This is a genomic window from Moraxella sp., assembly GCF_024227015.1.
GTDB lineage: Bacteria > Pseudomonadota > Gammaproteobacteria > Pseudomonadales > Moraxellaceae > Moraxella.
Map to the genome: position 1 here is coordinate 1 of NZ_JAAELD010000265.1, position 1,573 is coordinate 1,573.

Below are 1,573 nucleotides of genomic sequence, written 5' to 3' on the forward strand. Positions count from 1 at the left end.
ATCAAAAAAATACCACCCCCAATGGAAGCGGTATTTTTGACATTTGCAGCAAATTATTTGATGCGCATATCGCCTGTTTCGATAAAACGCTGATGCCATGATAGCGCTTCTAGCAGTAGATGCGGGGTGTGTACGCCTGATTTTTGGCTTGCCGCTTCTGCACGGGCATAATAATCACGCAGCATATCACGATAATCAGGGTGTGAACAGTTATCGATGATCAGCTTGGCACGCTCTTTAGGTGACTTACCACGCAGATCAGCCATGCCTTGCTCGGTGACGATAAACATCACGTCATGCTCGGTGTGGTCGTGGTGTGATACCATAGGTACGATGGCAGAAATTGCCCCATTTTTGGCAGTGGATGGGCTGACAAAGATAGAGAAGAAGCCATTACGTGTAAAGTCACCAGAGCCACCGATGCCGTTCATCATCTTAGTGCCCATGATGTGCGTAGAGTTGACGTTACCATAAATGTCCGCTTCGATCATGGCGTTCATGCCGATGATGCCAAGGCGACGAATCAGCTCGGGGTTGTTGGTGATTTCCATGGGGCGTAGGACAATCTTATCACGAAGGAATTCAATATTGTCATTAAAACGCTCTAATGCATCTGGACTAAATGACAAGGCGGTGGCTGACGCTGACTTCATCTTACCTGCGATGATTAGGTCAAGCATACCGTCTTGTAGCACTTCGGTATAGCCTGTTAGGTTTTCAAAGGGAGCGTCTAGCAGTCCAGCCAACACCGCATTAGCCACGTTACCCACGCCTGATTGAAGTGGTAGTAGGTTCTTAGGCAAGCGACCTGCTTTGACTTCATGATCTAGAAAATCAATGATTTGTGCGGCGATACGCTTTGAGGTGTCATCAGGCTCGGCAAACTTAGAGTTGCGATCAAAAGCGTCTGTCAGTACAATCGCCACAACCTTATCAAGGTCACACTCAAGATAAGGCGTACCAATGCGATCAAAAGGACCAACAAGCGGAATCGGCTTGCGGTTTGGCGGTGTGCCGATGTCTTGGTAGATGTCATGCATACCGTCAAGCAGTGGGTTTTGTTTGGCGTTAATTTCGATGATGACTTTTTTGGCGGCTTTTAGGATTTCGTTATTATGACCGATACCCATTGAGCCGATGATTTTGCCGTCTTCAGTGATGCCTGACGCTTCGATGATAGCAACTTCCATATCGCCATAAAAGCCTTGGCGAATCTGCTGTTCTACGTGCGATAGGTGCATGTCTTGATAAGCGATGTCACCTGCGTTAATGCTGTTACGAATCCCCGGGTCAGACTGGAATGGGCTGCGGAACTTCACCGCGCCAGCTTCGGCAAGTACGCCATCACACTCAGGGGCGGTAGAAGCACCTGTCACCATACGAATACCAAAGGACTTGCCGTCTGCGTGGAATTTTTTGGCACGCTCAGCAATGGCGGTAGGTAGGGCTTTAGGATAGCCTGCACCCGTAAAGCCACTGATACCAACCAGCATATTATCATGGACAAACTCGGCGGCTTGATCAGCGCTCATCACTTTATCACGCAAACCTGCGTGTTTGATACGTTCAACAG

1 protein-coding gene is annotated in these 1,573 nt (G+C 48.5%); it reads right to left on the bottom strand.

Going from position 1 to position 1,573, the window contains the following annotated elements; all coding sequences use genetic code 11:
* Positions 1-53 precede the first annotated feature (53 nt).
* Positions 54-1,573, bottom strand: a 1,520-nt coding sequence (locus GY683_RS06165; protein WP_297287909.1) for an acetyl-CoA hydrolase/transferase family protein, incomplete at its 5' end; no start/stop codon positions are given.